At 55.4% G+C, this 24508-nt stretch carries 18 protein-coding genes and 1 pseudogene; 9 read left to right on the top strand and 10 right to left on the bottom strand.

From position 1 onward, the window contains the following. Positions 1 to 11 precede the first annotated feature (11 nt). A complete protein-coding gene (gene cueO, locus RTU33_RS06780; protein WP_312626174.1) occupies positions 12 to 1583 on the bottom strand; it encodes a multicopper oxidase CueO in 1572 nt (523 codons plus the stop codon). Between the two features lie 145 nt (positions 1584 to 1728). Between cueO and RTU33_RS06775 the strand changes: the two genes are divergently transcribed. From RTU33_RS06775 to speD, 3 genes are all read left to right on the top strand, one after another. Next, positions 1729 to 2076 carry a YacC family pilotin-like protein gene (locus tag RTU33_RS06775; RefSeq protein WP_312626173.1) on the top strand — a complete coding sequence of 116 codons (348 nt, stop codon included), beginning with the start codon at positions 1729 to 1731 and terminating at the stop codon, positions 2074 to 2076. Positions 2077 to 2173: 97 nt separating this feature from the next. Beyond that, on the top strand, positions 2174 to 3061 hold the full coding sequence (gene speE / locus RTU33_RS06770; RefSeq protein ID WP_312626172.1) for a polyamine aminopropyltransferase: 888 nt from the start codon (positions 2174 to 2176) through the stop codon (positions 3059 to 3061). Beyond that, complete coding sequence (gene speD / locus RTU33_RS06765) at positions 3048 to 3842, top strand: adenosylmethionine decarboxylase (RefSeq protein ID WP_312626171.1); 795 nt, start codon at positions 3048 to 3050, stop codon at positions 3840 to 3842. Before speE ends, speD begins: the two co-directional genes overlap by 14 nt. Positions 3843 to 3873: 31 nt before the next feature. On the opposite strand, the gene yacL is transcribed toward speD, so the two are convergent. Together yacL and acnB are read right to left on the bottom strand one after the other, a co-directional pair. Continuing rightward, a complete protein-coding gene (gene yacL, locus RTU33_RS06760) occupies positions 3874 to 4236 on the bottom strand; it encodes a protein YacL (RefSeq protein ID WP_312626170.1) in 363 nt (120 codons plus the stop codon). A gap of 245 nt (positions 4237 to 4481) precedes the next feature. Then, positions 4482 to 7079, bottom strand: coding sequence for a bifunctional aconitate hydratase 2/2-methylisocitrate dehydratase (gene acnB, locus RTU33_RS06755; RefSeq protein ID WP_312626169.1), 2598 nt, complete (start codon positions 7077 to 7079; stop codon positions 4482 to 4484). A 375-nt stretch (positions 7080 to 7454) separates the two neighbouring features. Here acnB and RTU33_RS06750 point away from each other — a divergent pair, with 375 nt between their 5' ends. Beyond that, the gene (locus RTU33_RS06750; protein WP_312626168.1) at positions 7455 to 8759 is read left to right on the top strand and encodes an ATP-binding protein; all 1305 of its coding nucleotides are present in this window, start codon (positions 7455 to 7457) and stop codon (positions 8757 to 8759) included. Positions 8760 to 8876: 117 nt separating this feature from the next. On the opposite strand, the pseudogene RTU33_RS06745 reads toward RTU33_RS06750, so the two are convergent. The 5 genes and pseudogenes from RTU33_RS06745 to pdhR form a co-directional block, all read right to left on the bottom strand. Further along, positions 8877 to 8984 (bottom strand): annotated as a pseudogene (locus RTU33_RS06745) (hypothetical protein); the annotation flags it as partial. Positions 8985 to 9175: 191 nt separating this feature from the next. Continuing rightward, complete coding sequence (gene lpdA, locus RTU33_RS06740; RefSeq protein ID WP_312626279.1) at positions 9176 to 10600, bottom strand: dihydrolipoyl dehydrogenase; 1425 nt, start codon at positions 10598 to 10600, stop codon at positions 9176 to 9178. Between the two features lie 200 nt (positions 10601 to 10800). Beyond that, positions 10801 to 12678 carry a pyruvate dehydrogenase complex dihydrolipoyllysine-residue acetyltransferase gene (gene aceF, locus RTU33_RS06735; protein WP_312626167.1) on the bottom strand — a complete coding sequence of 626 codons (1878 nt, stop codon included), beginning with the start codon at positions 12676 to 12678 and terminating at the stop codon, positions 10801 to 10803. Positions 12679 to 12692: 14 nt separating this feature from the next. Next, positions 12693 to 15356, bottom strand: coding sequence for a pyruvate dehydrogenase (acetyl-transferring), homodimeric type (gene aceE, locus RTU33_RS06730; RefSeq protein WP_312626166.1), 2664 nt, complete (start codon positions 15354 to 15356; stop codon positions 12693 to 12695). A 137-nt stretch (positions 15357 to 15493) separates the two neighbouring features. Beyond that, positions 15494 to 16258, bottom strand: a complete 765-nt coding sequence (gene pdhR, locus RTU33_RS06725) for a pyruvate dehydrogenase complex transcriptional repressor PdhR (protein ID WP_312626165.1) — start codon at positions 16256 to 16258, stop codon at positions 15494 to 15496. A gap of 544 nt (positions 16259 to 16802) precedes the next feature. Between pdhR and aroP the strand changes: the two genes are divergently transcribed. The 4 genes from aroP to RTU33_RS06705 all read left to right on the top strand — a co-directional run bounded on the left by aroP (position 16803) and on the right by RTU33_RS06705 (position 22014). Then, positions 16803 to 18170 (top strand): aromatic amino acid transporter AroP, encoded by a 1368-nt coding sequence (aroP, locus tag RTU33_RS06720; RefSeq protein WP_312626164.1) that lies wholly within the window; start codon positions 16803 to 16805, stop codon positions 18168 to 18170. 105 nt (positions 18171 to 18275) lie between these two features. Continuing rightward, positions 18276 to 19316 carry a LacI family DNA-binding transcriptional regulator gene (locus RTU33_RS06715; RefSeq protein WP_312626163.1) on the top strand — a complete coding sequence of 347 codons (1041 nt, stop codon included), beginning with the start codon at positions 18276 to 18278 and terminating at the stop codon, positions 19314 to 19316. Between the two features lie 232 nt (positions 19317 to 19548). Next, positions 19549 to 20607, top strand: coding sequence for an SIS domain-containing protein (locus tag RTU33_RS06710; protein WP_312626162.1), 1059 nt, complete (start codon positions 19549 to 19551; stop codon positions 20605 to 20607). 39 nt (positions 20608 to 20646) lie between these two features. Beyond that, positions 20647 to 22014: a PTS transporter subunit EIIC gene (locus RTU33_RS06705; RefSeq protein ID WP_312626161.1), complete on the top strand. Its 1368-nt coding sequence runs from the start codon at positions 20647 to 20649 to the stop codon at positions 22012 to 22014. Positions 22015 to 22063: 49 nt separating this feature from the next. Here the strand turns inward: RTU33_RS06705 and ampE are convergent, their stop codons facing one another. Then, positions 22064 to 22918 (bottom strand): beta-lactamase regulator AmpE, encoded by an 855-nt coding sequence (gene ampE / locus RTU33_RS06700; protein WP_312626159.1) that lies wholly within the window; start codon positions 22916 to 22918, stop codon positions 22064 to 22066. After that, positions 22915 to 23478, bottom strand: a complete 564-nt coding sequence (ampD, locus tag RTU33_RS06695; RefSeq protein ID WP_312626158.1) for a 1,6-anhydro-N-acetylmuramyl-L-alanine amidase AmpD — start codon at positions 23476 to 23478, stop codon at positions 22915 to 22917. The genes ampE and ampD overlap by 4 nt, the downstream gene beginning before the upstream one ends. Positions 23479 to 23565: 87 nt before the next feature. Here ampD and nadC point away from each other — a divergent pair, with 87 nt between their 5' ends. After that, positions 23566 to 24459: a carboxylating nicotinate-nucleotide diphosphorylase gene (gene nadC / locus RTU33_RS06690; protein WP_312626157.1), complete on the top strand. Its 894-nt coding sequence runs from the start codon at positions 23566 to 23568 to the stop codon at positions 24457 to 24459. The last annotated feature ends 49 nt before the right edge of the window (positions 24460 to 24508 follow it).

Here is a 24508-nt window from a genome sequence, read left to right as displayed (position 1 = left end):
CCGGCATTTTTTTATACCGTAAAGCCCAGCATCATCCCGGTATCTTCGTGCTCGAGCAGGTGGCAGTGCGCCATATACATGTGCTCTTTCGCGGCTTCGTGGTCAAACTTCACCAACACTTCGCTGACGGCGCCTTCCACCCTGACCGTATCCTTCCATCCTGCACGATGCGCGGCTGGCGGCTTGCCGTTCTCGGATAAAATACGGAACTGCGTGCCGTGGATATGGAACGGATGCAGCATCATGTCGCCCTCGCCTGAAATCGTCCAGCGTTCGAACTGTCCGCGGCTGGCGGCAAACATCGGCTGATTCATATCGAAGGCCTGACCGTTGATCATATTGGCATTATGGAAATCAAAGCCTTTGCCGCCGTGATTCATATGGCCCATGCTGCCGTGATCCATATTGCCCATCTTCATGTCGCCGTGGCCCATGCTGCCGTGGTCCATGCCGCCCATCGCCTGCTTGCCGTATTTTTTCATCAGCGCCTGCATGCCCATCATGTCGAGCATGGGGTCCATGGAGAGCTGAAACTTACGCTGCGTTAAGCCATCGAGGGAAGGCAGTACCGGCAGGCTAGCCAGCGAATCAGGGAGCTCAGCGGAACCCGGGATCGCCAGCGGCTGAATACGCATAACCGGATGCGCTTTATCAAACGGCGCCACCGCCATGCCCATCTGATTGACTGGCAGCATAACGAGGTCAAACGCTTTGCCATCGCTGGTATCCACCAGCACTTCGAAGCGTTCACCCATCAGCATCGGCAACTCGGTCACTTTAACGGGCTCAGCGAGCAAGCCACCGTCGCTGGCAATCACGTACAGCGGACGGTTATCGCTGGCTGCCAGATTCAGAGAACGCGCGTTACAGCCGTTCAGCAGGCGTAAGCGTAGCCAGCCTTTGGGTACCGCATGCTGCGGATAAATCGCGCCATTGGTCAGCAGCGTATCGCCAAACCAGCCTACCGCTGCGCTCATCACATCCAGCTGATAATCGATTTCGCCGTCGGCGCTAAACCGCTTGTCCTGAATAATGACCGGCACATCGTCGATGCCCCACTGCTTAGGCAGCAGCAGCTTGTGGATCTGCGGGTCTTCGATTAATACCAGACCTGCCAGCCCCATCGCTACCTGGTGTCCGGTTTTCCCGTGCTGGTGAGGATGGAACCAGCAGGTTGCGGCCTGTTGCGTAGGGGTGAACGTCACGGTACGCGTAGCGCCGGGTTTAATGACCCCCTGCGGACCGCCGTCGACCTCACCCGGAATATCCAGACCGTGCCAGTGCACAGTTGTCTCTTCAGAGAGCTGATTGTGAATATCGACGGTAACCGCTTTCCCTTGTTGCAGCTGCAATGCCGGACCAAGCAAATTGCCGTTATAGCCCCAGGTTGCAGCGTTATGCGGGCCAAACTGCGTTTTACCGCTTTGCACCGTCAACGCGATACGGCTCCGGGAATCCGCGGTTAACAAATTGGGGACAGGTAAGGCCGGGCGATCGGCGGCCAGCACGCCACGACTCCATAACGGTAAGGCGCTGGCGACCCCCACGGCGGTAGCTAATTTGATAAATTCACGACGTTGCATCTGCACTCCCTTTTCGACGACTGGTGATTAATTGAGCTTAAACCTTTCCCTTACCGGAAGGTCAAGCATAATCCCTTTAATAAAGCCCTGCGCACCTCTAAGAAGTGTGCTAACGTTGAATTTCGTGGATGCATTGGTAACTAAAATGAAGACGTTATTCAGAATTGTGGTACTTGGATCGCTGCTTGCTCTTTCCTCTAACAGCTACGCACTGAGCGAATCCGAGGCCGAAGATATGGCCGATCTGACGGCGGTATTTGTCTTTCTGAAAAACGACTGTGGTTACCAGAATTTGCCGAACCAGCAGATTCGCCGAGCTTTGGTCTTTTTTGCCCAGCAAAATCAGTGGGATCTCAGCAACTACGACACCTTTAACATGAAAGCGCTCGGGGAAGACAGCTACCGTGATTTGAGCGGCATTCGCATTCCCACCTCCAAAAAATGCAAAGCGCTGGCTCGCGATTCCCTGAGCCTTCTCGCCTACGTCAAGTAAGACCTTCTGCTGAAATAACGACCGTGCATCGCCGGTCATTGTTAGCTATGATGTTGCGCCCATTTTAAAGGGGTGTTAACGAAGGAGGGTTCAGCCCATGGCCGATAACAAGGTGTGGCATGAAACGCTGCACGACCAGTTTGGTCAGTACTTTGCCGTTGAAAACGTGCTCTATCACGAGAAAACGGATCACCAGGATCTCATCATCTTTGAGAACGCCGCCTTTGGCCGCGTGATGGCACTCGACGGCGTGGTGCAAACCACCGAGCGCGATGAGTTTATCTACCACGAGATGATGACCCACGTTCCCCTGCTGGCTCACGGCCACGCAAAACACGTGCTGATCATCGGCGGCGGCGACGGCGCGATGCTGCGCGAAGTCAGCCGTCATAAGAGCATTGAAACCATCACGATGGTGGAAATCGATGCGGGCGTGGTGTCATTCTGCCGCCAGTATCTGCCCAACCACAGCGCGGGCAGCTACGACGATCCGCGCTTCACGTTGGTTATCGACGACGGCGTTAATTTTGTCAGCCAGACAACGCAAACGTTTGATGTGATCATCTCCGACTGTACCGATCCGATTGGTCCAGGCGAAAGCCTGTTCACCTCAGCATTTTATGAGGGCTGCAAACGCTGCCTGAATCCTGGCGGCATTTTCGTCGCACAGAACGGGGTTTGCTTCCTGCAGCAGGATGAAGCGCTCGACAGCCATCGCAAGCTCAGCCACTACTTTGGCGATGTAAGCTTCTATCAGGCGGCTATCCCGACCTATTACGGCGGCATCATGACCTTCGCCTGGGCGACGGATAACGAAGCACTGCGCCACCTCTCGGCCGAAATCATTCAGGCACGCTTCCACCAGGCCGGACTGATCTGCCGCTACTACAACCCGGCTATTCACACCGCGGCCTTTGCGCTCCCGCAATACCTGCAGAACGCGCTCTCTGCAACGCAGGAGGTGAACCCAATTGAAAAAGCTTAAGCTGCACGGCTTTAACAACCTGACCAAAAGCCTGAGTTTTTGTATTTACGATATCTGCTACGTGAAAACGGCAGAAGAGCGCGATGGCTACATCGCCTATATCGATGAACTCTACAATGCCAACCGTCTGACGGAGATCCTGTCAGAAACCTGTTCGATTATCGGCGCGAATATTCTCAACATCGCGCGCCAGGATTACGAGCCGCAGGGCGCAAGCGTCACCATTCTGGTGAGCGAAGAGCCGGTTGACCCCAAACTTATCGATCCTTCCGAGCACCCCGGTCCGCTGCCGGAAGCGGTGGTCGCCCATCTCGATAAAAGCCATATCTGCGTACACACCTATCCGGAGAGTCATCCGGAAGGCGGCCTGTGTACCTTCCGCGCCGATATTGAAGTCTCGACCTGCGGGGTGATTTCTCCGCTCAACGCGCTGAACTATCTTATCCACCAGCTGGAGTCCGATATCGTGACCGTCGACTACCGCGTGCGTGGCTTTACCCGCGATGTGAACGGTATGAAGCACTTTATCGACCACGAAATTAACTCCATTCAAAATTTTATGTCGGACGACATGAAAGCGCTGTATGACATGATGGATGTGAACGTCTATCAGGAAAACATCTTCCACACCAAGATGTTACTTAAGGAATTCGACCTGAAGCACTACATGTTCCACACCCGGCCGGAAGATTTAAGCGAAGCCGAACGCCAGGCCATCGCTGACCTGCTGTGGAAAGAGATGCGTGAGATTTACTACGGCCGCAATATTCCGGCCGTATAAGTTTTCGGGGAGCAGGGAAGCTCCCGCCAGGTTACTTCTGCTGCATAAAGGCGCGGTACGCCGTTACAACCTGAAGGAAGTCCTCCACGCCGCACATTGACAGGCTTTCCTCGTCGTAATAGCTCATGCCCTCTTCCATTTCATCACCGGAAAACTCCAGCTGATTGGCGCGAACCATCACTTCTTCGCCGTCCATCCAGACCGTGTATTCGTGGCCCGAGCGCTGCCATGAGTTTTCGGTGCCCTTTACCGTCTGCGCCGCCGCTTCCACTTCATCGAGCAGTGAGAGGTTCTCTCTTACTTCTTCGTTAAACCAGTGCCCAACCGCTTCGTGGCCCATCGACATACGCACTTTCACCACCCCGGTGATGTCGCGCAGAAATTCGTAATCCATGGTGTTTTCCTCTGCAAAGCCATTGCCGTAATTATCGCAGTTGGCGGAGAGAAAAAAAGCGGGACGGGTGTCAGGAGTGGAAAATAAAAACCCCGAATGACAGGTTCGGGGTTTTGTAGGCCGGGTAAGCACGCTGCCACCCGGCAAAAAAGGAGATGTGCGGCCTGATGCCCTCACCCCAGCCCTCTCTCACAGGGAGAGGGTGCAAACACTTAAAACCGTCTCCATAGAGACGGTTTTGCAGTTTATACAGCCGTCTGGAAAATCACGCCGTCGGCTTTCTCGGTGTACTGAGAGAGCTGGTCGAAATTCAGATAGCGGTAGGTGTCAGCTGCGGTTTTATCAACCTGCGCCACAAACGTCTGGTACTCTTCCGGCGTTGGCAGTTTGCCAATCAGCGCCGCAACGGCCGCCAGCTCCGCAGAAGCGAGGTAGACGTTCGCGCCAGTACCGAGACGGTTCGGGAAGTTACGGGTTGAAGTGGACACCACCGTCGCACCGTCTGCCACACGAGCCTGGTTACCCATGCACAGGGAGCAGCCCGGGATCTCAATACGCGCACCGCTCTTACCGAAGACGCTGTAGTAGCCCTCTTCCGTCAGCTGTGCCGCATCCATACGGGTTGGCGGAGCCACCCACAGACGCGTCGGCAGCTGGCCTTTGTGCGTATCCAGCAGTTTACCGGCGGCACGGAAGTGGCCAATGTTGGTCATGCAGGAACCGATGAACACTTCGTCGATCTTGTCGCCCTGCACGTCAGACAGCAGACGCGCGTCGTCCGGATCGTTCGGCGCACAAAGGATTGGCTCTTTGATATCCGCCAGATCGATGTCGATCACCGCCGCATACTCGGCGTCAGCGTCGGCTTCCAGCAGCTGCGGATCCGCCAGCCATTTTTCCATGCCCTGGATACGGCGCTCCAGCGTGCGGCGGTCGCCGTAGCCTTCAGCAATCATCCACTTCAGCAGCACGATGTTAGAGTTCAGGTACTCTTCAATCGGCGCCTGATTCAGCTTGATGGTACAGCCCGCAGCAGAACGCTCGGCGGACGCATCAGTCAGTTCGAACGCCTGCTCAACTTTCAGATCCGGCAGACCTTCAATTTCCAGAATGCGGCCGGAGAAGATGTTCTTCTTACCTTTCTTCTCAACGGTCAGCAGACCCTGCTTAATGGCGTACAGCGGAATGGCGTGAACCAGATCGCGCAGGGTGATGCCCGGCTGCATTTTGCCTTTGAAGCGCACCAGCACGGATTCCGGCATATCGAGCGGCATCACGCCAGTCGCAGCGGCAAACGCCACCAGGCCAGACCCCGCCGGGAAGGAGATGCCGATTGGGAAACGGGTATGGGAATCACCGCCGGTGCCAACGGTATCCGGCAGCAGCATACGGTTCAGCCAGGAGTGGATGACGCCATCGCCAGGACGCAGAGAAACACCGCCGCGGTTCATGATGAAATCAGGCAACGTATGATGCGTGGTTACGTCAACCGGCTTCGGATACGCCGCAGTATGGCAGAAGGACTGCATCACCAGATCAGAAGAGAAGCCCAGGCAGGCCAGGTCTTTCAGTTCATCACGGGTCATTGGGCCGGTGGTGTCCTGAGAACCCACGGAGGTCATCTTCGGCTCACAGTAGGCACCCGGACGGATACCCGCCACGCCGCAGGCGCGACCAACCATTTTCTGAGCCAGAGAGAAGCCGCGGCTGCTTTCTGCCACGTCTTTCGCCTGACGGAAAACATCGCTGTGCGGCAGGCCCAGCGCTTCACGCGCTTTGGTCGTCAGGCCACGGCCGATAATCAGCGGAATACGGCCACCGGCGCGCACTTCGTCGATCAGCACGTCGGTTTTCAGCTCAAAGCTTGCCAGCAGCTCATTGGTTTCGTGGTTACGTACTTCGCCTTTGAACGGATAGACGTCAATGACGTCGCCCATGTTCAGGTTGTTCACGTCCACTTCAATTGGCAGTGCGCCCGCATCTTCCATGGTGTTAAAGAAGATGGGTGCAATTTTCCCGCCCAGGCACAGGCCGCCGCCGCGCTTGTTCGGCACGTGCGGAATATCATCGCCCATGAACCACAGCACGGAGTTAGTGGCAGATTTACGCGAAGAACCGGTGCCAACCACGTCGCCCACATACGCCAGAGGGAAGCCTTTTTTCTGCAGCGCTTCGATCTGTTTGATTGGGCCAACAACGCCCGGCTGATCCGGCTCAATGCCTTCGCGGGCGTTTTTCAACATTGCCAGCGCGTGCAGAGGGATATCAGGACGAGACCACGCATCCGGCGCCGGGGAGAGGTCATCAGTGTTAGTTTCGCCGGTGACTTTGAAGACGGTGACGGTCATTTTTTCAGCAAGCGCTGGACGGTTCAGGAACCACTCAGCATCGGCCCAGGACTGCATCACCTGCTTCGCGTAGGCGTTGCCCGCTTTGGCTTTCTCTTCCACATCATAGAAGTTGTCAAACATCAGCAGGGTATGGGACAGCGCTTTGGCGGCAATCGGTGCCAGCTTCTCGTTATCCAGCGCGTCAATCAGCGGATGAATATTGTAGCCCCCCTGCATGGTACCCAGCAGTTCGATAGCTTTTTCAGGGGTAACCAGTGGGGAGGTGGCGTCGCCTTTGGCGACAGCGGCAAGGAATCCGGCTTTCACGTAGGCGGCTTCGTCTACGCCCGGCGGTACACGGTTAATTAACAGGTCTAACAGGAATTCTTCTTCGCCCGCAGGCGGTGCTTTCAGCAGCTCAACCAGTGCGGCCATTTGGGTTGCATCTAACGGTTTTGCAACAATCCCCTCGGCGGCACGCTCAGCTACGTGCTTACGGTATTCTTCTAGCACGACGGTTCTCCTCGCTCTCATTGTCATATGCGGCCGGCGTTCTCTTCACGCTCCTGTGAGACAGCAGTTTGTAGGGTACATGCCCGATACCGCGTCGGGCAGCATAGCAGGATTTCCGGGGGGTGTTAATCTGTTTACAAAAAAGCAACATTAAAATTTTGCTGAATCGTTAAGGACAGCATAAAGCCATTTCAAACCTACATTCTGGACACAATAATCTCACCTGGTTACGCACCTTATCTCGCACTGCTTTGCGGTGCCGGATTGCTGCTGGCAACCCTCTCATCCTCCCTCTTCATAAACTTTCCTGCTGACGAGCGCCCCCTCACTCTGTGATACTGGCACGCTTGTGGACAGTAAAAGGGTGAGTGCAGGATGACAACAAAACGCGCGTTTCTTCTGCGTGGCCTGGCGACCTGGCTGGTCGTCAGCCTGTTGTGCTGCGCCCTGCTCTACGCCGAACAGATCCGCCGCCAGTACTGGCAGTTTGACCGCGCCTTCACCTCGTTGTTTAGTACCATCAATACCGCACTAACTCAGAATGAGTCGGTCATTCCTGTTCTCAGTGGTGATGACAATCTGGCGCGACTGCAACAAAAGTTCCCGCAAATCCAGGCGCTGGAGAAAACCATCGCCCTCCCTCTGAATGCGCCGCGCGTGGAGAAGCTCTCACCGACAAGCTACTGGCTGTACAATCCTTACCGCCAGATTCGGGTACGTATCAACCTTGCCCCTTTCCTGTACTCAGCTTCACATTTTTCAACCGTGCGTCTCAGCATGACAACACCATCAGCGCTGCAACAGGAGCGTTGGCACTGGACGCGGCAGTTTCAGCAGCACTTTCAGCCCTTTACCCTGCAGGCGAGCGCCACGCCGCAGTGGTTTGCCGTCGCCTGGCTACCCCATCTGCTTATCGCCCTCGGCTGGGGAGTTATTGTCTGCCTGCTGATGCTCACGCTGTGGGGGCGCAAGCAGCAGCAATCTGACCGCCAGCGGGCCGATTATTATCAGCATGCCCGGCTGAACACGCTCGGCGAAATGGCCGCGGGCGTCGTGCATGAAATCAACCAGCCGCTGACGGCCACGCAGATGTGGCTGCAGGGCGGCATGCGTCAGCTCGATAACGGGAAATCAGAAGAAGTCAGGCACGCAATGCGCTCGGCCCTCACGCAGACCCAGAGAATCAGCGAGCTACTGACCCGCTTTCGCGCCCACCTGAGCCAGGAGGACGTGACGCTCACAGCGGTGAACCTGCCGCAAAGCTGGCTGCGCGTCGGCAATTTGCTGGAGCACGAGCCTGGCACAAAACTTATCCGCATCACCCACGCCTTCCAGGCGCTCGAGATCCGGGCAGACCACCTGTGGCTTGAACAGGTGCTGCACAATTTACTCAACAACGCGATTCAGGCACAGCTTTCGCGCGGAAAAGGCTGGGTCCACATTACCAGCGAGGCGGAAGGCGATCGGGTTCGCGTCACGCTCACCGATGGCGGTCCGGGATTCAGCCCGGAGGCGCTGAAGCTCGCTCTGATGCCGCTCTACACGGAGCGAGAAGGCGGGCTGGGGCTGGGACTCACGCTTTGTGAATCGCTGATGACGCGCATGAACGGCAGCCTGCAGCTGGGGAACAGGCCAGACGGCGGCGCGGAAATCAACCTGTGGTTTATTCGGGAGAGGTAATCAGACATGGACAACACTATCTACATCATTGACGACGACGCCTCGATTCGCGAGTCGCTGACGTTTCTCTTCTCTACGCTAAGCTGGCCGGTAGAGAACTTCGCGTCCATCGACGCATTCGCTACCGCCGCTGTTGTCTGCCCATGGGATCACCGGGTCGTCGGCAAGCGCGAAGCCAGAAATCAGCGTAGTGGCGAGTACTGCGGTAGTCAGAAATGTTTTCATGATGCACCTCATTAATAGTTTTTACGCTATAAGTTTAGTGCGTGACTATTTTCAGAGTAATGACGAGATGTTCGCAAATATTTATGCAGAAATGTTTTTAAATAAGTAAGTTACCGCTCCGCTTATCCCAGGCAAGCTTGCAGCAGAGATAAAAAAAGCGGCCCTGAGGCCGCTTCTTACATCCCGAAAACTTATTTCTTCTTCGCTTTCGGGTTTGGCAGGTCGGTGATGCTGCCTTCGAACACTTCTGCAGCCAGGCCCACTGACTCGTGCAGAGTCGGGTGAGCGTGGATGGTCAGTGCGATGTCTTCTGCATCACAGCCCATTTCGATAGCCAGACCGATTTCACCCAGCAGCTCGCCGCCGTTGGTACCGACAATCGCACCACCGATAACACGGTGAGTCTCTTTGTCGAAGATAAGCTTGGTCATGCCGTCTGCGCAGTCGGAAGCGATAGCACGACCAGAAGCAGCCCACGGGAAGGTGGCGGTTTCGTAGCTGATGCCTTTCTCTTTCGCTTCTTTCTCGGTCAGGCCAACCCAGGCAACTTCTGGCTCGGTATACGCGATAGATGGGATCACTTTCGGATCGAAGTAGTGCTTCATGCCGGCGATAACTTCAGCGGCAACGTGACCTTCGTGAACACCTTTGTGCGCCAGCATCGGCTGGCCGACGATATCGCCGATAGCAAAGATGTGCGGCACGTTAGTACGCAGCTGCTTGTCAACGCGGATGAAGCCACGGTCGTCCACTTCCACGCCAGCTTTGCCCGCGTCGAGGTTTTTACCGTTCGGTACACGACCGATTGCCACCAGCACTGCGTCATAACGCTGCGCTTCGGCAGGGGCTTTTTTGCCTTCCATGGAAACGTAGATACCGTCTTCTTTCGCTTCAACGGCGGTCACTTTGGTTTCCAGCATCAGGTTGAATTTCTTGCTGATGCGCTTGGTGAAGACTTTCACCACGTCTTTGTCGGCAGCCGGGATAACCTGGTCGAACATTTCAACCACGTCGATGTCTGAACCCAGTGCGTGATATACGGTACCCATTTCCAGACCGATGATACCGCCGCCCATCACCAGCAGACGTTTTGGAACGGTTTTCAGCTCCAGCGCATCGGTGGAATCCCACACGCGTGGATCTTCATGTGGAATGAACGGCAGTTCGATCGGACGGGAACCCGCCGCGATGATTGCATTGTCGAAGTTGATCACGGTTTTACCGTTCTCGCCTTCCACTTCCAGGGTGTTCGCCCCGGTGAATTTACCCAGACCGTTGACCACTTTCACCTTACGGCCTTTCGCCATACCCGCCAGACCACCGGTCAGCTGAGTGATCACTTTCTCTTTCCAGGTACGAATCTTGTCGATATCGGTTTTCGGCTCACCGAAGACGATACCGTGCTCCGCCAGCGCTTTGGCTTCTTCGATAACTTTGGCTACGTGCAGCAGCGCTTTAGAAGGGATACAGCCGACGTTCAGACAAACACCACCGAGGGTGCTGTAACGTTCGACGATGACGGTTTCCAGACCTAAATCAGCGCAACGGAAGGCAGCGGAGTAGCCTGCCGGGCCTGCCCCAAGTACCACGACCTGGGTTTTGATTTCAGTACTCATCATGACCTCTATGATTTTTTATCCGGCGGTCCCTGGTCTTATCGCCCATCATCCACCGGGACGTTCTATCCGCCCGTATTTTACAAAATTGTTAACAATTTTGAAACAACAAACGGCTCACGATTTGACGTTGTTCCAATAACCCCATAAAGCCAGGAGAGATTACCAGAAAAAAGCCGGCCGACTGGCCGGCTTTTCGCTTACATCACCAGACGGCGAATGTCGCTCAACATGTTGTTGATGATGGTGATGAAACGCGCACCATCAGCCCCGTCGATCACGCGGTGGTCGAAGGAGAGAGACATCGGCATCATCAGACGCGGCGTGAACTCTTTCCCGTTCCACACTGGCTCCATCGCGGACTTGGAAACACCGAGGATAGCCACTTCCGGCGCGTTGACGATTGGCGCGAAGTGCGTTGTCCCGATACCGCCCAGGCTGGAGATGGTGAAGCATCCGCCTTGCATTTCGCCAGCGGTCAGCTTGCCGTCGCGAGCTTTTTTGGAGATAGCCATCAGTTCGCGGGACAGTTCGGTGATGCTCTTCTTGTTCACATCTTTGAACACCGGAACCACCAGACCGTTTGGCGTATCTACCGCCACGCCGATGTTGATGTATTTTTTCAGCGTCAGCTTCTGGCCGTCTTCGGACAGGGAGCTGTTGAAGCGAGGCATCTGCTCAAGCGCTGCGGCAACGGCTTTCATGATGAAGACCACTGGAGTGAATTTCACGTCCAGCTTGCGCTTCGCGGCTTCTTCGTTCTGCTGCTTACGGAACGCTTCCAGATCGGTGATATCGGTTTTGTCGAAGTGCGTAACGTGCGGGATCATCACCCAGTTACGGCTCAGGTTCGCGCCAGAAATTTTCTGGATACGGCCCATTTCCACTTCTTCGATTTCGCCAAACTTGCTGAAGTCCACTTTCGGCCATGGCAGCATGCCTGGCAGACCGCCGCCGGTAGCAGCTGGTGCAGATTCAGCGCGTTTCACTGCGTCTTTCACGTAAGCCTGAACGTCTTCGCGCAGGATGCGGCCTTTACGACCGGAGCCTTTTACTTTCGCCAGGTTAACGCCGAATTCGCGCGCCAGACGGCGAATCAGCGGAGTCGCGTGAACGTAAGCGTCGTTCTCAGCAAACTCAGATTTGCCTTCCGCTTTCGCAGCTGGTGCTGCGGCAGGTGCAGACTGAGTCGGTGCCGGAGCGGCAGCCGCTGGTGCAGCAGCCGGAGCCGCGGCAGGCGCAGCGCCTTCCACTTCAAACACCATAATCAGGGAGCCGGTTTTCACTTTGTCGCCGGTGCTGATTTTGATTTCTTTAACGGTGCCCGCGAACGGTGCCGGAACCTCCATAGAAGCTTTGTCGCCTTCTACGGTGATCAGTGACTGCTCAGCGGCAACTTTGTCGCCCACTTTCACCATCACTTCGGTCACTTCAACTTCGTCACCGCCGATGTCCGGTACGTTCACTTCTTTAGCGCCGGAAGCCGCTGGTGCAGCCGCCGCTGTCGGAGCAGCAGCCTGAGCCGGTGCCGCGCCCGCTACTTCGAAGACCATGATCAGGGAGCCAGTAGACACTTTGTCACCGGTGCTGATTTTGATCTCTTTCACCACGCCCGCGAACGGTGCTGGCACTTCCATAGAAGCTTTGTCGCCTTCTACGGTGATCAGGGATTGTTCAGCGGCAACGGTGTCGCCCACTTTCACCATGATCTCGGTGACTTCAACTTCGTCACCGCCGATGTCAGGCACGTTCACGTCTTTCGCTGCTGCGGCAGCTGCTGGAGCAGCGGCGGCCGGAGCGGCTTCTTTCTTCTCTTCCTGCGCAGGTGCAGCAGCTGCTGCACCGTCGGCGGAATCGAAAATCATAATCAGTTTGCCGGTCTCGGTTTTGTCGCCGACAGAGACCTTGATCTCTTTCACGACGCCAGCCTGCGGAGACGGGACTTCCATAGAGGCTTTGTCGCCTTCTACGGTGATCAGCGACTGTTCTGCTTCAACTTTGTCGCCCACTTTGACCAGAATCTCGGTGATTTCAACTTCATCAGCCCCGATGTCCGGTACGTTGATTTCGATAGCCATTATTCTTTTACCTCTTACGCCAGACGCGGGTTAACTTTTTCTGCATCGATGTTGAATTTGGTGATCGCATCCGCCACCACTTTCTTGTCGATTTCGCCACGTTTAGCCAGTTCGCCCAGGGCCGCAACCACAACATAAGAAGCATCAACTTCGAAGTGGTGACGCAGGTTTTCACGGCTGTCGGAACGACCGAAGCCATCGGTACCCAGTACGCGGTAATCATCAGCCGGTACGTAGGTACGAACCTGTTCAGCGAACAGTTTCATATAGTCAGTGGATGCCACCGCCGGTGCATCGTTCATCACCTGAGCGATGTACGGAACGCGCGGAGTTTCCATTGGGTGCAGCATGTTCCAGCGCTCACAGTCCTGACCATCGCGGGCCAGTTCGGTGAAGGAGGTGACAGAGTACACGTCAGAGCCCACGCCGTAGTCTTTCGCCAGGATCTGAGCGGCTTCACGCACGTGACGCAGGATAGAACCGGAGCCCAGCAGCTGAACTTTACCTTTGCTACCTTCAACGGTTTCGAGTTTGTAGATACCTTTACGGATACCTTCCTCAGCACCTTCCGGCATCGCCGGCATGTGGTAGTTTTCGTTCAGGGTGGTGATGTAGTAGAACACGTTCTCTTGTTTCTCACCGTACATACGGACCAGACCGTCGTGCATGATCACGGCGACTTCGTAGGCGTAAGACGGGTCATAAGAGATACAGTTCGGGATAGTCAGAGACTGAATGTGGCTGTGACCATCTTCATGCTGCAGACCTTCACCGTTCAGGGTGGTACGACCGGAGGTACCGCCAACCAGGAAGCCGCGAGCCTGCTGGTCACCCGCCTGCCAGCACAGATCGCCGATACGCTGGAAGCCGAACATCGAGTAGTAGATGTAGAACGGGATCATCGGCAGGTTGTTAGTGCTGTAAGAAGTCGCTGCCGCGAGCCAGGATGCGCCTGCACCCAGTTCGTTGATACCTTCCTGCAGGATCTGACCTTTCTCGTCTTCTTTGTAGTAGGCAACCTGCTCACGGTCCTGCGGGGTGTACTGCTGGCCGTTGGAGCTGTAGATACCGATCTGACGGAACAGACCTTCCATACCGAAAGTACGCGCTTCGTCAGCCAGAATCGGAACCAGACGATCTTTGATAGACGGGTTCTTCAGCATCACGTTCAGGGCACGAACGAAAGCGATGGTAGTAGAAATTTCTTTGTTCTGCTCTTCGAGAAGCTGCTGGAAATCAGCCAGAGCAGGCATTTCCAGTTTCTCGGTAAATTTCACCTGACGGGATGGCAGGTAGCCGCCCAGTTTCTGACGCTGTGCGTGCAGATAGGTGTGTTCTTCAGAACCTTCAGGGAAGGTCACGTACGGCAGTTTTTCGATATCAGCATCGGATACCGGCACGTTGAAACGGTCACGGACGTAGCGTACGCCGTCCATGTTCATTTTCTTCACCTGGTGAGCGATGTTTTTACCTTCAGCGGAATCGCCCATGCCGTAACCTTTGATGGTGTGGGCCAGGATAACGGTCGCTTTACCTTTGGTGTCCTGTGCGTTTTTCAGCGCAGCATAGACTTTCTTCGGATCGTGGCCACCGCGGTTCAGGGCCCAGATCTGATCGTCAGTCCAGTCGGCAACCAGTGCGGCAGTTTCCGGATACTTACCGAAGAAGTGCTCACGCACGTAGGCGCCATTTTTGGATTTGAAGGTCTGGTAGTCACCGTCAACGGTTTCGTTCATCAGCTGAATCAGCTTACCGCTGGTGTCTTTACGCAGCAGCTCATCCCAACGGCCGCCCCACATCACTTTCACCACGTTCCAGCCAGCGCCCGCGAAGATGCCTTCCAGTTCGTTAACGATTTTGCCGTTACCGGTGACCGGGCCATCCAGACGCTGCAGGTTGCAGTTGATGATGAAGCAGAGGTTGTCCAGCTTGTCGCGGGTCGCGATGGTGATCGCACCTTTGGATTCTGGTTCGTCCATCTCGCCGTCGCCGAGGAAGGCATAAACGGTCTGCTGAGAGGTATCTTTCAGGCCACGGTGTTCCAGATATTTCAGGAACTTCGCCTGGTAGATCGCACCGATTGGGCCCAGACCCATGGAGACGGTCGGGAACTGCCAGAATTCTGGCATCAGTTTCGGGTGCGGATAAGAAGAGAGGCCTTTGCCGTGAACTTCCTGGCGGAAGTTGTTCATCTGCTCTTCGGTCAGGCGACCTTCAAGGAAGGCACGCGCGTAAACGCCCGGAGAGATGTGGCCCTGGAAGTACACCAGGTCGCCGCCGTCCTGTTCGGTACGGGCACGGAAGAAGTGGTTGAAGCACACTTCGTAAATGGTCGCAGAAGACTGGAAGGAGGACATGTGGCCACCCAGCTCCAGGTCTTTCTTCGACGCGCGCAGAACGGTCATGATCGCGTTCCAGCGGATAGCTGAACGAATGCGACGTTCCAGATCCAGATTACCCGGGTATTCCGGCTCATCTTCAACGGCAATCGTGTTCACATAATTGTTTGCCCCGGCACCAGCTGCCACGCTTACGCCGCCTTTGCGGGCTTCGGAAAGCAGTTGGTCAATCAGATACTGAGCGCGCTCAACACCTTCTTCACGGATGACCGATTCGATCGCCTGTAGCCAGTCGCGAGTTTCGATCGGATCCACGTCATTTTGTAAACGGTCTGACATGGGGGTATTCCTTATCTGTCTAATCGTTGATTTGTCTGGAACCTGTCCCATTGCGTTTTCGGCTAAAAGCGCAATAAGACAGGTTCTGCGTTTAGTTGCCGCGCTCTAAAAACTGGCGCTGAAAAAAATCGGTGTTGCTAGTCCTTTCGTTGCTGTAGGCGGCGAAGCGAGCGGTCTCGACGACTTTGCTCACGGCTGCGGTCCAGCAAGATTTCCTCAATGAAGGCCAGGTGACGGTGCGACGCTTCGCGCGCCTGCTCCGGCTCTCTGGCCATTATCGCCTCGAATACTCGGGTGCGATGGCTGCTGACCAGCGGGAGCATTTCCCGTCGGGCGTACAGCAATTCAAAGTTCTGTCGAACATTCTGCGCCAGCATCGGTTCCATGCAGCGAAGAAGATGAAGTAAGACCACATTATGAGCGGCTTCGGTGACGGCAATTTGATACTGGACGACGGCGCTGGATTCGGCATCAAGATCGCCAGACTGCTGAGCGATTTCAATGGCCTGATGCAGTTCGCGGATGCGTATGCGATCTTCATCATTCCCCCGCAACGCGGCATAATACGCGGCAATCCCTTCCAGAGCGTGGCGGGTTTCCAGCAGATCAAACTGGGATTCAGGGTGGTCGGCGAGCAATTCTACCAGCGGATCGCTGAAGCTCTGCCAGAGGCTACTTTGCACAAAGGTACCGCCGCCCTGGCGACGAAGCAGTAAGCCCTTCGCTTCGAGACGTTGGATCGCCTCGCGCAGTGAGGGACGGGAAACATCGAACTGTTTTGCCAGTTCGCGTTCAGGTGGAAGTTTTTCGCCGGGGCGCAGCGTCCCCTCAAGAATCAAAAACTCCAGCTGCTGCTCAATCACATCGGATAATTTTGGTTGGCGGATTTTGCTGTAGGCCATGGTTCCCTGTCTTAAGCCATTTACCCGGAGTCAATTGGTCTTACCAATTCAAAGTTCGTGACGGTAAAGTAACAAAGTATTCACCTTCTGTCCATACAGGTTTTGATTGAAATCAGTAAACCCGGCACTTTTTAACAACCTTACAGAAATAACGTTTCAGAAATGTAACTTTGCACAAATGTCACATTTACCCCTAAAGAGGCAGTTTTAACGTATGCGAAACGAAAAGCTGTGCAGCCTGAACCGATTCAATATGACGAAAAGTGCCTGAACAGACATAAAATTTCGCTAAAACGGTAAATACGAAAGGGATTGTTACCGCGATCCGGCATTTACATTTGGTTTCTTTTTACGCAACTCGTCAGCATCCCTGCACAAAGCAGGTGCATTCGGCGGCACTTACCACTATTCTTCCAGCTGCGGAAGACTTACACGCAACTTTCAGCCATCCGCTCTGTAAAATATAATGTACAGGATATGGAAGTTCATAATGACACGCGCTTAACCAAAGCGTAGAAAAAACAATCACTCACGAGGTTTCATAATGGAAGGTCAACAGCACGGCGAACAGCTGAAGCGCGGCCTTAAAAACCGCCACATTCAGCTTATTGCGCTGGGTGGAGCTATCGGAACGGGCCTGTTTCTGGGCAGCGCCTCCGTTATTCAATCCGCAGGGCCGGGGATCATTCTCGGTTATGCCATTGCAGGTTTCGTGGCCTTTCTGATCATGCGTCAGCTGGGCGAAATGGTGGTGGAAGAGCCGGTGGCCGGTTCCTTCAGCCACTTTGCCTATAAATACTGGGGCAACTTTGCCGGTTTCGCCTCTGGCTGGAACTACTGGGTGCTTTACGTGCTGGTGGCGATGGCGGAACTGACTGCGGTCGGCAAATATATCCAGTTCTGGTACCCGGAAATCCCAACCTGGGTCTCCGCCGCCGTCTTCTTCGTGGTCATCAACGCCATCAACCTGACCAACGTCAAAGTGTTTGGTGAGATGGAGTTCTGGTTCGCCATTATTAAAGTGGTCGCGGTCGTCGCGATGATCCTGTTCGGCGGCTGGCTGCTGTTCAGCGGTCACGGCGGCCCGCAGGCGACGGTTCGCAACCTCTGGGAACAGGGCGGCTTCCTGCCGCACGGCATTCAGGGGCTGGTGATGATGATGGCCATTATCATGTTCTCCTTCGGTGGACTGGAGCTGGTCGGTATCACAGCTGCGGAAGCAGACGATCCGCAGAAAAGCATCCCGAAAGCCACCAACCAGGTTATCTACCGCATCCTGATTTTCTATGTAGGCTCGCTGGCCGTACTGCTGTCCCTTCTGCCATGGACTCGCGTCACCGCGGACACCAGCCCGTTCGTACTGATTTTCCACGAGCTGGGTGACACCTTTGTGGCAAACGCACTGAACATCGTAGTCCTGACCGCGGCGCTCTCCGTGTACAACAGCTGCGTGTACTGCAACAGCCGTATGCTGTTCGGCCTGGCGCAGCAGGGCAACGCGCCGAAAGCGCTGACTAAAGTCGACAAGCGCGGCGTGCCGGTGAACACTATTCTGGTGTCTGCCGTATTTACAGCTCTGTGCGTGCTCATCAACTATCTGGCACCAGAATCTGCGTTCGGTCTGCTGATGGCGCTGGTCGTGTCTGCTCTGGTCATCAACTGGGCGATGATTAGCCTTGCGCATATGAAGTTCCGTAAGGCCAAGCAGAAGCAGGGTGTTACCACGCGCTTCCCTGCCCTGTTCTATCCGCTCGGAAACTGGATTTGCTTGTTCACCGTGGCAGCTGTGCTGGTGATCATGCTGATGACCCCGGGTATGGCGATTTCCGTGTATCTGATCCCGGCATGGATTGTGGTACTCGGCATTGGCTACGCGGTCAAACAAAGAGGGTCCAAAGCCGTCCGCGCTTAATCTCTTTACGCCTCTGTACCCCTTTGCGGGTACAGAGCGTTTCTCCCCCAGCAAAAGTGATGTACCATCCGAGGGTTGCAGCCATCAAAAGGACCCTTGTGACCGATGAAAAAGCCCCTGACGATCAAAGACATTGCTGAACTGGCTAACGTCTCCATCGCGACTGTTTCACGGGTACTGAACAACAACAGCTGGGTCTCGGATAAAACCCGGGAGAAAGTGCAGAAAGTGATCGACGAGCATCACTTCAGCCCGAACCTGATGGCCCGCAGCATGATTTCCCGCAAAAGCATGACGCTTGCCGTCGTCGTATCCGACATCACCAGCCCCTACTTCGCCACCCTGGTTGAACAAATCGAAAAAGCCTGCCAGCAGGCCGGGTACAAAATCGTGCTGTTCGATACACAGTCGGCCAATAAGCGCAGCGAATCGAGCCTGGTGATTGCCGAAGATCAGATATTCAGCACCATCATCGACAGCCAGCTCGATGGGGTGATCATCCTCGGCGGCAACATCGACTACCTGAAGATTCCGGAAGGCTATCTGGATGGTTTACAAAAGCTTATCGCCACGCTTCCGGTGATAGTCGTGGGCCGCAAACTCGCCCATTATGACTACACTTGCCTGGAGCGTGACCAGGTCAACTGCGTGAAAATGATCACCGAATACCTGCTGGAAAAGGGTCATCGAAACATCGCGTTTATTGGCGGCTCGCCGGGCGTGTATATGACAGGACAGCGCGTGAACGCCTTCCGTGAGACGCTACGCCAGGCTGGTATTTCGGCTGAAAACGCGCAGGTGATTGAAACTAACTTCTACGCCCAGCACGGCTATGAAGCGATTAAAAAATTGCTGGTATCGGGCCGGGCGCTGCCCCAGGCGCTGTTAGCAATTAACGATCGTGTGGCAATGGGCGCAATCCGCGCACTGAAGGATAACGGCATTAACGTACCGGAAAATATCGCCGTCGCCAGCTGCGAATGTTTTCCCGGCAGCGAATATTACGTCCCGCGCCTGACCACCGTCGACCATCAGAATAACGTGTTAGGTCAGCAGGTTATCCAGCAGATGATGACTTTGTTGCAGGACATGCTGCCGGAATCGCCGGCGATCCCTCCCCTGTTAGTTGCGGGCGAATCCGCCTGAATGCCTTGCCGGATAGCGCTTGCGCTTATCCGGCCTACAACAGCTCACCATCGTCATTCACAGGCCTGCACAAGCGTTAGCGCCGCCGGGCATTTCCCTGCTCTGCACACAAAATATTCCGATCTTCATCACAAATCCTCATACGTAAAATTGACCCACTAATTTGCCCGATCATATTTTACTGAAAACGTTTTCAGTTTTTTTCAGCAGCGAGGGCACTATGAAACCGACCATGATGACTTACATCCACGAAGAGCACGCGACGCTTGCGGCCATCCTGGATAACTACCCGGCGTCCATTCCGGCTATCGAAGACGAAAGCGAATGGCTGCTGTTGGCTACCGGCTCAAGCGTCAACGCTGCCGTCAGCGCGAAGTACTACATTGAGAGCCTGTCAGAGGTGCGCGTTACCATTGCCGAGCCGTTCCACTACCAGCATTTTGAGAAGCACAACCCGGCAATCCGCACGGTGATTGCCGTTTCCCAGAGCGGCGAAAGCACCTCAACCCTCCACGCGCTGGCGCAGCTGAAAAAACAGTTCCCGGTAAAAACCGTCGGTCTGACCAGCAAGCCGCAGAGCGAACTGGCGAAAACAGCGGATACCTTCGTACAGTTGGATATCGGTGAAGAGCGCGTGGGCTACGTCACTAAAGGCTACGTCGCCACCATTCTGACTCTGATGCTGATGGGCCTGCGCCATGCGCATGCAGCAGGTGCGATCGACGATGCCCGCGAAGGAAGAGAACTGGCCATCCTGCGCGAAGCGGTGCAGGCCATTCCGTCCATTATCGATACCACCGAATCGTTCTTCTCTCGCTGGGAAGACGATCTTGTTTCCTCCCCGCGCTTCACCTGCATCGGTTACGGCCCGGCCGTTGGCGTGTGCATGGAGATGGCGACCAAATTCACCGAAACCGTGCGCGTGCCTTCTCAGGGAATTGAAATGGAAGTCTTTATGCACGGCCCGTATTTCGAAATTAACCCGCAGCACCGTCTGTTTTTCCTCGACGTGCCGAGCGTAGCGCAGGAACGCCTGAGGCTATTACGGGAATACGAGAAGCGACACACGCAGTACGTTTACACGCTCACGCCTGGGCAGAGTGAAGACCCGCATACGCTGGCGCTAAACGTTGACTCACCGGAAAACGTATTGCCGCTGCTGATGATTATTCCGTTCCAGATCCTCGCGCATCACATCGCCGAAGGGAAAGGCAACAACCTGCCGCAGCGCATCTTCACGGATTTCGGCGTGGCGGTAAAAAGCAAAACGAAACCTGGCGACTACGCCTGATTAGCCGACCGTACCCTCTGAATGAAAAGGTGCTTCACCATGGCGACTTCATACTTACCCGTTGCAGAGCAGATCCTCGCCGCCGTTGGCGGTAAGGAAAATGTGGTTCACGCCACCCATTGTGCCACCCGGCTGCGCCTGAACCTGAAAGACGACTGCCATATTAATGAGGAGCAGCTTTATAAGCTGCCGGAAGTGGTCAAGTTGGTGAATAACGGCAGCCAGTTCCAGATAGTGATTGGTCCGAAAGTGGAGAAAGTCTTCGCGGCGCTGGGCACGTTGTTGACAAACGATAGCGCTCCTGCTGAACAGCCCATGCAAAAAAGCTCGCCACTCAATCGGCTGTTGGCGACACTTTCCGCCATCTTCACGCCGTACATCGGTGTGCTGGCGGGCGTAGGCGTGGTGAAAGGCCTTGTCGTGCTGTTGCAAACGATGGAGCTTATCTCGACGAAATCCTGGCTGTTTATTGTACTCAATGCGCTCTCCAGCGGCGTGTTCGTGATGCTGCCGCTGTTTATTGCCGTCACCGCTGCCGATAGGTTCAAAACAAGCCGCTTTACCGCGTTGGCGTTAACTGCGGCGATGATTTTCCCCCTGACCGACGCCGCCACGCCGAACAGCATTGAGATTTTCCACCTGACCTTTCCGCTGAAAATTTATGGTGGCGCGGTGATCCCGGCAATTTTTGCCGTCTGGTTCCTGAGCTACGTCGAACGCTGGTTTAAGAAGATGATCCCGGAAGTGGCGGCGCTGGTGTTTGTGCCTTGCCTGTCGCTGCTGGTATGCGGGTTTGTGGTCTTTACCGTGATTGGTCCGATTGCCGATTACGTGGGGATCGGCATCGCCAACGGCTACACCTGGCTATACAACCTGAGTCCGGTGCTTTCCGGTGCGCTGCTGGCAGGGATTGGACAGCTGTTCGTGGTGTTCGGCGTGCACTGGGGCATCATCCCGATTGCGCTCATCAACATGCAGGTGAACGGCTACGACACGGTGATGGCGATGTTTATGTCGGCGGTGATGGGCCAGTTCGGAGCGGCGTTCGGGGCTATCTTTATCGCCCGTAACCTGAAGGACAAACAGCTCGCGATTTCCGCATCCGTTTCCGCGTTCTTCGGCATCACCGAACCGGCGCTGTACGGCGTGAACCTGAAGTACCGCATGCTGTTTATTTTCGGCTGCATCGGGGCTGCACTTGGCGGGGCGATCACCGGGTTCCTGCGGGTGAAAACCTACAGCTTCCTGCCGGTACTGAACGTCTTTGAACTGGGGCTGTTCAGCGGCCCCGATTCGAAAGCCATCTATGAGGTGATTGCGATTGTCGTCGCCTTTAGCGTTCCGGCAATCCTGACCATCCTTTATGGCAAAAGCCGCGTGCTGGTGCCCGCTACCGACCTGCGCTGATTAGCCGTCGTGGTGAAAAGTTTGCAGGCCGCACCAGGCGGCCTGCAAATCAAACCAGCGCCCCGTAAATCGTCAGCAGCGCCATGATAACAACGGTGACGTAAGAGGCCTTCTTCGCCATCGACACCGCCGCCTTTGGCGTTTCAACCTTATCGACATGTGGCTCACGGGCCAGCGAGAACTGCGCCAGCTGGGTCAGCACCTGATACTGAGAGGAGTGACGATCGCCGAGCGAGGCAAACCACGCCGGAAGCGCTTTCTCGCCGTGACCAATCAACGCATACACCACGCCGACCAGGCGGACCGGCAGCCAATCCAGAACGTGAAGAATGGCATCCACGCCCGACTGCTGGCGATCGCGCGGCGTCTGATAGCGCGCCAGCCAGCTTTGCCAGGCTCGCAGGAAAGCGTAGCCCATCAGCGTGACCGGCCCCATCGGCCCGCCAACCACAAACCAGAACAGCGGCGCGAGATAAAAACGGTAGTTAATCCACAGCAGCGCGTTTTGCAGCTCACGCAGATACTCGCGTTCATCACAGCCCGGCGGCACGCCGTGAATCAACGTCAGCTCGCTCGCCATTGCGTCTCGTGCATGGGCATCATCTCGTGATGCGGCTTTAAGATAGGCGTGATAATGCATCCGCACTTTCCCGGCACCGATACACAGCACGCCGAGCAGGATCCACACCACCAGCACTGGCACGTTAAACAGTGCGCCCTGCAGACCACTCAGCAGCAGCCAGACGATCGCCATTGCAACAGCGGTCATCAGCAGCGTCACCACAAAAGAATACGTTTTGACGCGACGGAACAGCACCTCCAGACGGTGATCGAGCTGCCAGTGCTCACCCAGCTTGAACAGACGTTCGGCAATCAGTACCAACAGAGTGGTAAACAGCGTCATCTCATCTCCTTATCTGACGGAAGGCTCACCAGAGCGCGGAAGCGTGCCCAGTCAAACGCCGGGCCAGGATCGGTTTTGCGCACAGGGGCAATGTCGGAATGGCCCGTCATATGCGTGGCAATCGCCGGATACATCGTCGACAGCAACCTGGCAACGGCTGCAAGCTGCTGATATTGCTCATCGGTATAGGCCAGAGTATCCGTGCCTTCCAGTTCAATGCCAATCGAAAAATCATTACATCTTTCTCGCCCCTGATAGCTCGATACGCCCGCATGCCACGCACGTTTATCAAAAGGAACATACTGCACGATTTCGCCGTCGCGGCGAATCAGGCAATGGGCAGAGACCCGTAAATGAGCGATTTCGGCAAAGAAAGGATGTGCATTTGGATCGATTGTTCCGGTGAATAATGCATCAATCCAGGGACCGCCAAATTCGCCGGGCGGCAGGCTGATATTATGCACCACCAGAAGCGTCGGGGCTTCATCATCCGGGCGGCAATCATAATGCGGCGAAGGGACGCGGCGGGCTTCGTCCAGCCAGCCATCGTGCAACTGCATGCAGGCTCTCCTTAATCTATGGTGCTGAAATCCGGTTCAGAGTAGCATGTTTATAACTTATGATTCCTTACCATTTGGAGTTTTATCATGCCGCCTCGCCGCTACAATCCTGAGCATCGTCGTGACGCGCTGCTGGAACGTATTAACCTTGATATCCCTGCTGCCGTCGCCCACGCGCTACGTGAAGATTTAGGCGGTGAAGTGAATGCCGCGAACGACATCACGGCCCAACTGTTACCTGAAGATTCGCGTTCTCATGCGGTGGTGATCACCCGTGAAGCTGGCGTATTTTGCGGCAAACGCTGGGTAGAGGAAGTGTTTATTCAGCTCGCAGGCAGCGAAGTTGCCCTGACATGGCACGTGGAAGATGGCGACGTACTGATCGAAAACCAGCCGCTGTTCGAACTGAATGGCCCCTCCCGCTTGTTGTTAACCGGCGAGCGTACGGCGCTCAATTTCGTGCAAACACTTTCCGGCGTCGCAAGCACCGTGCGCCGCTATGTTGATTTGCTGGAAGGCACCAAAACTCAGTTGCTCGACACCCGTAAAACCTTACCCGGCCTGCGCACTGCCCTGAAGTACGCCGTGCTCTGCGGTGGCGGCGCCAACCATCGCCTGGGATTATCCGACGCGTTTCTGATCAAAGAGAACCACATCATTGCGTCTGGCTCCGTGCGCCAGGCCGTCGAGAAAGCCTTCTGGCTGCACCCGGACGTGCCGGTAGAAGTGGAAGTGGAAAGTCTTGAAGAACTCCAGGATGCCCTGAAGGCCGGGGCAGATATCATCATGCTGGATAACTTCGAAACCGAACAGATGCGCGAAGCAGTGAAGCTGACTAACGGTCAGGCACGGCTGGAAGTGTCCGGTAACGTCACTTTCGACACCATCCGTGAATTTGCCGAAACTGGTGTGGATTATATTTCTGTGGGCGCGTTGACCAAGCACATTCAGGCGCTCGATCTTTCCATGCGCTTTAAGTAAAACCTGGAGATGCGAAGGGGATATCTCGATCCCCTTCGCAGCTTTTCGC

The organism is Scandinavium sp. (assembly GCF_032012665.1).
In the GTDB taxonomy this organism is placed as follows: domain Bacteria; phylum Pseudomonadota; class Gammaproteobacteria; order Enterobacterales; family Enterobacteriaceae; genus Scandinavium.
The sequence above is the reverse complement of the archived record's forward strand: the minus strand, read 5'-3'. Positions and strand labels throughout refer to the sequence as shown.

Bases quoted from the DNA above. Each gene is read 5' to 3' on its own strand.
- RTU33_RS06710 (WP_312626162.1), top strand. From the start codon at position 19,549: ATGATGACTTACATCCACGAAGAGCACGCGACGCTTGCGGCCATCCTG.
- pdhR (WP_312626165.1), bottom strand. From the start codon at position 16,258: ATGGCCTACAGCAAAATCCGCCAACCAAAATTATCCGATGTGATTGAG.
- aceE (WP_312626166.1), bottom strand. From the start codon at position 15,356: ATGTCAGACCGTTTACAAAATGACGTGGATCCGATCGAAACTCGCGAC.
- yacL (WP_312626170.1), bottom strand. From the start codon at position 4,236: ATGGATTACGAATTTCTGCGCGACATCACCGGGGTGGTGAAAGTGCGT.
- cueO (WP_312626174.1), bottom strand. From the start codon at position 1,583: ATGCAACGTCGTGAATTTATCAAATTAGCTACCGCCGTGGGGGTCGCC.
- lpdA (WP_312626279.1), bottom strand. From the start codon at position 10,600: ATGAGTACTGAAATCAAAACCCAGGTCGTGGTACTTGGGGCAGGCCCG.
- aroP (WP_312626164.1), top strand. From the start codon at position 16,803: ATGGAAGGTCAACAGCACGGCGAACAGCTGAAGCGCGGCCTTAAAAAC.
- ampD (WP_312626158.1), bottom strand. From the start codon at position 23,478: ATGCAGTTGCACGATGGCTGGCTGGACGAAGCCCGCCGCGTCCCTTCG.
- nadC (WP_312626157.1), top strand. From the start codon at position 23,566: ATGCCGCCTCGCCGCTACAATCCTGAGCATCGTCGTGACGCGCTGCTG.
- RTU33_RS06775 (WP_312626173.1), top strand. From the start codon at position 1,729: ATGAAGACGTTATTCAGAATTGTGGTACTTGGATCGCTGCTTGCTCTT.
- RTU33_RS06715 (WP_312626163.1), top strand. From the start codon at position 18,276: ATGAAAAAGCCCCTGACGATCAAAGACATTGCTGAACTGGCTAACGTC.
- RTU33_RS06705 (WP_312626161.1), top strand. From the start codon at position 20,647: ATGGCGACTTCATACTTACCCGTTGCAGAGCAGATCCTCGCCGCCGTT.
- speE (WP_312626172.1), top strand. From the start codon at position 2,174: ATGGCCGATAACAAGGTGTGGCATGAAACGCTGCACGACCAGTTTGGT.
- ampE (WP_312626159.1), bottom strand. From the start codon at position 22,918: ATGACGCTGTTTACCACTCTGTTGGTACTGATTGCCGAACGTCTGTTC.
- aceF (WP_312626167.1), bottom strand. From the start codon at position 12,678: ATGGCTATCGAAATCAACGTACCGGACATCGGGGCTGATGAAGTTGAA.
- RTU33_RS06750 (WP_312626168.1), top strand. From the start codon at position 7,455: ATGACAACAAAACGCGCGTTTCTTCTGCGTGGCCTGGCGACCTGGCTG.